Origin of the sequence: Scandinavium sp. (genome assembly GCF_051650185.1) — a bacterium.
Lineage (GTDB): Bacteria > Pseudomonadota > Gammaproteobacteria > Enterobacterales > Enterobacteriaceae > Scandinavium.
In genome coordinates this window covers 20401-27323 of the sequence record NZ_JBOFIN010000093.1, presented here as the reverse complement: position 1 = coordinate 27323, position 6923 = coordinate 20401, and the positions used below count along the sequence as shown (strand labels likewise).

5 protein-coding genes are annotated in these 6923 nt (G+C 53.9%); 4 read left to right on the top strand and 1 reads right to left on the bottom strand.

Features of this window, described 5'->3' with window-relative positions:
• The first annotated feature begins 361 nt into the window (after positions 1-361).
• The 4 genes from map to ACRCWW_RS11815 all read left to right on the top strand — a co-directional run bounded on the left by map (position 362) and on the right by ACRCWW_RS11815 (position 5236).
• On the top strand, positions 362-1156 hold the full coding sequence (gene map / locus ACRCWW_RS11830) for a type I methionyl aminopeptidase (RefSeq protein ID WP_438682588.1): 795 nt from the start codon (positions 362-364) through the stop codon (positions 1154-1156).
• A 60-nt stretch (positions 1157-1216) separates the two neighbouring features.
• Positions 1217-3880: a bifunctional uridylyltransferase/uridylyl-removing protein GlnD gene (gene glnD / locus ACRCWW_RS11825; RefSeq protein WP_438682587.1), complete on the top strand. Its 2664-nt coding sequence runs from the start codon at positions 1217-1219 to the stop codon at positions 3878-3880.
• A gap of 30 nt (positions 3881-3910) precedes the next feature.
• Positions 3911-4735, top strand: a complete 825-nt coding sequence (dapD, locus tag ACRCWW_RS11820; protein WP_330984852.1) for a 2,3,4,5-tetrahydropyridine-2,6-dicarboxylate N-succinyltransferase — start codon at positions 3911-3913, stop codon at positions 4733-4735.
• A 111-nt stretch (positions 4736-4846) separates the two neighbouring features.
• Positions 4847-5236, top strand: a complete 390-nt coding sequence (locus ACRCWW_RS11815; protein ID WP_154159731.1) for a DUF3461 family protein — start codon at positions 4847-4849, stop codon at positions 5234-5236.
• Between the two features lie 209 nt (positions 5237-5445).
• On the opposite strand, the gene degP is transcribed toward ACRCWW_RS11815, so the two are convergent.
• Positions 5446-6882: a serine endoprotease DegP gene (gene degP, locus ACRCWW_RS11810; RefSeq protein ID WP_438682586.1), complete on the bottom strand. Its 1437-nt coding sequence runs from the start codon at positions 6880-6882 to the stop codon at positions 5446-5448.
• Positions 6883-6923: the final 41 nt, after the last annotated feature.

Sequence of the window (6923 nt, the reverse complement as noted above, 5' to 3'; positions counted from 1 at the left end):
CGGCCTTGAGCATATCGCGCATGGAAACAGTTGCCATGTTTAAAACCTCTATATAAAAGTTGGGGTTATGCCTCCACGTATCCCATACAACCGACCCCGAAGGGCACCCCGGCGTATGTGCCGATACGTGTGTGTTATTTACACAAAGTGAGATTTGTCGCTGCCAGTTCCGACTTGCAACACAAAACGGAAATGGAAGTTCGGCGCGCTTTATACCATAAAACGCAGAGAGAAACCAACAGTTGTTGGCGCTGAGTGCTGTTAATGATTCTCAATTTGGCAGTCGATAGCGGCGGCTGTTACCATTGTCAGCACTTAACACCAGTATTGCCGAAAAAATCGGCCCCGATGGACAGAATTCATGGCTATCTCTATTAAAACCCCTGAAGAAATTGAAAAAATGCGCGTCGCTGGCCGACTGGCCGCCGAAGTGCTTGAAATGATTGAAGAGCACGTCAAACCTGGCGTCAGCACTGGCGAGCTTGACCGTATCTGTAACGATTATATCGTCAACAAGCAGCAAGCTGTTTCTGCTTGCCTGGGCTATCACGGTTTCCCGAAATCCGTCTGCATTTCTATTAACGAAGTGGTCTGCCACGGGATCCCGGATGACGAAAAATTGTTGAAAGAAGGCGATATTGTCAACATCGACGTGACCGTGATTAAAGATGAATACCACGGCGACACCTCGAAGATGTTTATCGTGGGCAAACCGACGATTCTGGGCGAGCGTCTGTGTCGCGTGACTCAGGAAAGCCTGTATCTGGCGCTGCGTATGGTCAAACCAGGCATCCGCCTGCGCACCCTCGGTGCGGCGATTCAGAAATTCGCGGAAGCAGAAGGTTTTTCTGTGGTTCGTGAATATTGTGGTCACGGCATTGGCCGCGTGTTCCATGAAGAGCCGCAGGTTCTGCACTATGATGCCGATGACGGCGGCGTTGTGCTGCAAGCCGGGATGACGTTCACCATCGAGCCAATGGTCAACTCTGGCGACTACCGTATCCGTACCATGAAAGACGGCTGGACGGTGAAAACCAAAGACAGAAGCTTGTCGGCGCAGTATGAGCATACTATTGTGGTGACAGATAACGGCTGCGAAATTCTGACGCTAAGAAAGGATGACACCATCCCGGCGATAATCTCGCACAACGAATGACAAGAAGCCGGCGCAAGCCGGTTTTTTTATAGGTAATCGTTTTTTCTTATGGGTGGCGCGATGAGCAATTCCTTACCTGACACAGCCTTACCTGTTCTGCCAAATCAGCCAGCTTATCCGGAGAGCTGGGAAGCCTCAGAGCTGAACTGCGCCAGCATCAAAGCGCATCTCGACAAATTTCAGCAGTGGCTGGGCCAGGCCTTTGACAGTGGCGTTTCGGCAGAAGAGCTGATGACCGCCCGTACGGAATTTATCGATCAGATGCTTCAGCGTCTGTGGCTGCACTACGGTTTTGGCGACGTCGAAGACGCAGCGCTGGTTGCGGTTGGCGGCTACGGCCGTGGCGAATTGCACCCTCTGTCTGACATCGACCTGCTGATCCTCAGTCGCAAAAAGCTGCCTGATGAACTGGCCCAGAAGATCGGCGAACTGCTGACGCTACTTTGGGACGTCAAACTCGAAGTCGGACATAGCGTGCGCACGCTGGAAGAGTGTCTTCTGGAAGGGCTTTCAGATTTAACCGTCGCCACCAACCTGATTGAATCACGCCTGTTGATTGGCGACGTTGCCCTGTTCCTGGAGCTGCAAAAACACATCTTCAGTGAAGGCTTCTGGCCCTCAGAAAAATTCTTCGCCGCCAAGGTGGAAGAGCAAAACGAACGCCACCAGCGCTACCACGGCACCAGCTATAACCTCGAACCTGATATTAAAAGCAGCCCCGGCGGCCTGCGCGATATTCACACCCTGCAATGGGTCGCTCGTCGTCACTTTGGTGCCACCTCGCTGGATGAAATGGTCGGCTTTGGCTTCTTGACCGAAGCGGAACGCAACGAGCTGAACGAGTGTCTGCACCTGCTGTGGCGCATCCGCTTTGCGCTGCACCTGGAAATTAACCGCTACGATAACCGCCTGCTGTTCGATCGTCAGCTCAATGTGGCCCAGCGCCTGAACTACAGCGGCGAAGGCAATGAGCCCGTCGAGCAAATGATGAAGGATTTCTATCGCGTCACGCGTCGGGTCGGCGAACTTAACCAGATGCTATTGCAGCTGTTTGATGAAGCAATTCTGGCGTTAACCGCCGATGAGAAACCTCGTCCTATTGACGACGACTTCCAGCTTCGCGGCACGCTCATCGACCTGCGAGACGACTCGCTGTTTATGCGTGAGCCGCAGGCGATTCTGCGCATGTTCCACATCATGGTGCGTAACAGCAGCATTACCGGCATTTACTCCACCACGCTGCGCCATTTGCGCCACGCGCGTCGCCATCTCAGCCAGCCGCTTTGCTATATCCCGGAAGCGCGTGAGTTGTTTCTGAGCATGCTGCGCCATCAGGGCGCTGTCAGCCGTGGTTTACTCCCCATGCACCGCCACAGCGTGCTGTGGGCTTATATGCCGCAGTGGTCGCATATCGTCGGCCAGATGCAATTCGACTTATTCCATGCTTATACCGTCGATGAGCACACCATTCGGGTGCTGCTGAAGCTTGAGAGTTTCGCCAAAGAGGAGACGCGCTCGCGCCACCCCTTGTGCGTCGAACTGTGGCCACGCCTGAATCATCCAGAGCTCATTCTGATTGCCGCCTTGTTCCACGATATCGCCAAAGGCCGCGGCGGCGACCACTCCATTCTTGGCGCGCAGGACATCCTGAAATTCGCCGAACTGCACGGTCTTAATTCCCGTGAAACGCAGCTTGTTGCCTGGCTGGTACGCCACCATCTGTTGATGTCCGTGACGGCACAGCGACGCGATATTCAGGATCCAGAGGTCATCAAACAGTTCGCCGAGGAAGTGCAGACGGAAAACCGTCTTCGCTATCTGGTATGCCTGACCGTCGCCGATATCTGCGCCACCAACGAAACCTTGTGGAACAGCTGGAAGCAGAGCCTGTTGCGTGAGCTCTATTTCGCCACCGAAAAACAGCTCCGTCGCGGAATGCAAAGTACGCCTGACATGCGCGAACGTGTCCGTCATCATCAGCTTCAGGCACTTGCGCTGCTGCGAATGGACAATATCGACGAAGAAGCGCTTCACCAGATTTGGGCGCGCTGCCGGGCTAACTACTTCGTTCGCCACACGCCAAATCAGCTGGCGTGGCATGCCCGTCATCTTTTGAAGCACGATCTGAAAAAGCCGATGATCCTGCTCAGCCCGCAGGCAACCCGTGGCGGCACGGAAATCTTCATCTGGAGTCCGGATCGTCCTTACCTGTTTGCGGCCGTCTGTGCGGAACTCGACAGACGCAATCTCAGCGTTCATGACGCGCAAATCTTCACCACCCGCGACGGCATGGCAATGGACACCTTCATTGTGCTGGAGCCAGACGGCAGCCCACTGTCCAACGACAGACACGAGGCCATTCGTCAGGGACTCGAGCAGGCCATCTCTCAGCGCTCATGGCAGCCCCCTGCCCCACGTCGTCAGCCAGCAAAACTTCGCCACTTTACCGTCGATACCGAGGTGAATTTCCTGCCAACCCACACGGACAGAAAATCCTTCCTCGAACTGATTGCACTCGATCAGCCAGGGCTTTTAGCCCGTGTGGGCCAGGTGTTCGCTGACCTCGGGATTTCGCTCCACGGGGCGAGAATTACGACAATTGGTGAACGAGTAGAAGATTTATTTATAATCGCGACAGCCGACCGGCGTGCGCTTAATAATGAGCTGCAGCAGGAAGTGCAACAGCGGTTGACAGCGGCCCTCAATCCAAACGATAAAGGGTAGTGTGTTTTTTTTAATGGAAAGAGTTTAACAATGCAGCAGTTACAGAACGTTATTGAGACCGCTTTTGAGCGCCGCGCCGACATCACTCCGGCGAATGTGGATACCGTGACCCGTGAAGCGGTAAATCAGGTTATTGCCCTGCTGGATTCCGGCGCTCTGCGCGTTGCAGAGAAGATTGACGGCCAGTGGGTGACTCATCAGTGGCTGAAGAAAGCGGTACTGCTCTCTTTCCGTATCAACGATAACCAGGTTATCGACGGCGCGGAAAGCCGCTACTTCGATAAAGTGCCGATGAAATTCGCGGACTACGACGAAGCACGCTTCCAGAAAGAAGGCTTCCGTGTCGTGCCTCCAGCCGCGGTTCGTCAGGGCGCGTATATCGCCCGCAACACCGTGCTGATGCCATCTTATGTGAACATTGGTGCCTATGTTGATGAAGGTTCAATGGTGGACACCTGGGCGACCGTAGGTTCCTGTGCGCAGATCGGTAAAAACGTTCACCTCTCTGGTGGCGTAGGCATCGGCGGCGTGCTTGAGCCACTGCAGGCTAACCCAACCATCATTGAAGATAACTGCTTCATTGGCGCGCGTTCCGAAGTTGTGGAAGGCGTCATCGTTGAAGAAGGTTCTGTTATCTCCATGGGCGTATACATCGGCCAGAGCACCAAAATCTACGATCGTGAAACCGGCGAAGTGTTCTACGGTCGCGTCCCTGCGGGCTCCGTGGTTGTTTCCGGCAACCTGCCGTCGAAAGACGGTAAATACAGCCTGTACTGTGCGGTTATCGTTAAGAAAGTGGACGCCAAAACCCGCGGTAAAGTGGGCATCAACGAACTGCTCCGCACCATCGATTAATCAGCTATAACGAAAAGCGGGGGCAACCCCGCTTTTTTTATCTCTGCCGCTGGCGAAAATAGATTTTTTCGTTAATTATTCAAAGGTTATGTTTAATCCAAGGATACCGCTATGTACGACAATCTGAAAAGTTTGGGCATTACCAATCCTGATGAAATCGATCGTTACAGCCTCCGGCAGGAAGCCAACAACGATATCCTGAAAATCTATTTTCATAAGGATAAGGGCGAGTTTTTCGCGAAGAGCGTTAAGTTTAAATATCCGCGCCAGCGTAAAACCGTGGTGGCCGACGGTGTGGGCCAGGGCTACAAAGAAGTGCAGGAAATCAGCCCTAACCTGCGCTATGTGATCGACGAACTGGATCAACTGTGCAAACGCGACCGTACCGAAGTGGATCTGAAACGCAAGATCCTCGACGATCTGCGTCATCTGGAAAGCGTGGTCGCCAACAAGATCAGCGAGATTGAGTCCGATCTGGAAAAACTGACTCGCAATAAATAACGCCAATCCGTTGAGCAACAGTAAGGCCGGGTCTGACCCGGCTTTTTTTATGCCCGATTGTTGACTACATTTTGCCGGGTGGCGACTGCGCCCTACCCGGCCTACGATCCGCACCGGAGTTGTAGGCCTGGCAAGCGTAGCGCCGCCGGGCAAAAGGCATAAAAAAGCCCCTCTCCACAGGAGAAGGGCTTTTGTTCAGCGACGAATGATTACTGCATCAGCAGATAGATAGTGCTGTCGCCACGCTGAATATTCAGCGCCAGGACAGACGGCTTGCTGTCGAGGATTTTGCGTAAATCCGCAATGTTCTTCACTGGCTGCTGGTTAGCACCGATGATCACATCCCCTTTCTTCAGGCCGATTTGAGCCGCAGGTGAGCCGCCTTTCACGCCATTCACCACGACGCCTTTATCAGCGCCTTTGTTGCTCATTTCAGCGCCATCAATGCCGTTGAAGATGGTATTGGAATCGACCTGAGTCTGGCTGCTCTGCTGCAGTTCCAGGGTCACGTTCACCGGTTTGCCATCACGTACCAGACCCAGCTCTACTTTGCTGCCGACTGGCATGGTGCCAACCTGTGCGCGCAGTGCGGAGAAGCTGCTGATTGGCTTACCGTTCAGAGACGTGATCACATCCCCTGCTTTAATACCGGCTTTTGCCGCAGAAGAGTTTGGCATCACCTGGCTTACGAAGGCGCCACGCTGGGCGTCAACTTTCATTGCTTTCGCCAGATCGGAGCTCAGCTCGGTGCCCATGATGCCCAGCTCGCCGCGTTTCACCTGGCCGTATTTCACCATCTGCTCGGTCAGGCTTTTCACCATGTTGCTCGGAATAGCGAAGCCGATACCGATGTTGCCGCCGTCTGGTGCGAGGATCGCGGTGTTAATCCCGATCAGCTCACCGTTGAGGTTCACCAGCGCGCCGCCCGAGTTACCGCGGTTGATGGCGGCATCCGTCTGAATAAAGTTTTCGTAGTTTTCCACATTCAGGCCGCTACGGCCGAGCGCAGAAACAATACCCGAAGTCACGGTTTCACCCAGACCAAACGGGTTACCGATAGCAACGGTATAGTCACCTACGCGCAGTCCGTCGGAATCCGCAATCTTAATCGCCGTCAGGTTTTTCGGATCCTGAATCTGAATCAGCGCGATATCAGAACGTGGATCTTTACCGACCACTTTCGCATCAAACTTACGCCCGTCGCTCAGAGAGACTTTAATGGTGCTGGCGTTATCGACCACATGGTTGTTGGTCACCACATAGCCTTTAGCGGCGTCGATGATGACGCCGGAGCCCAGCGCCATGAATTTTTCCTGCTGGCTTCCGCCGTTACCGCCAGGGCCACCCTGCCCGCCCTGACAGAACGGTGAGTTCTGGAACGGGGAACCGTCCTGGCAGAATGGCGAGTTGTCGCCAAAGAACTGCTGGAAGTTACGGCCCATTCTTGGGGTGTTCACGGTGGTGCTACCTTCCACGTTGATGCTCACAACGGAAGGCATCACTTTTTCCAGCATCGGCGCCAGGCTTGGCATCTGCTGGGCAGTGTTTGCTGAGGAGGCCGTTTCAGCAGCGGTGGCTGTTAATGGGGAAAGGGCCAGACTTAAACTCAGAGCCAGTGCACTCATTGCTAACGTGGTTTTTTTCATGTCTCGTCATCTCAATATGTCAGATATTGCAAAAATTGCTG

Coding starts and splice junctions, on each gene's coding strand:
- degP (WP_438682586.1), bottom strand. CDS start 6,882: ATGAAAAAAACCACGTTAGCAATGAGTGCACTGGCTCTGAGTTTAAGT.
- glnD (WP_438682587.1), top strand. CDS start 1,217: ATGAGCAATTCCTTACCTGACACAGCCTTACCTGTTCTGCCAAATCAG.
- map (WP_438682588.1), top strand. CDS start 362: ATGGCTATCTCTATTAAAACCCCTGAAGAAATTGAAAAAATGCGCGTC.
- dapD (WP_330984852.1), top strand. CDS start 3,911: ATGCAGCAGTTACAGAACGTTATTGAGACCGCTTTTGAGCGCCGCGCC.
- ACRCWW_RS11815 (WP_154159731.1), top strand. CDS start 4,847: ATGTACGACAATCTGAAAAGTTTGGGCATTACCAATCCTGATGAAATC.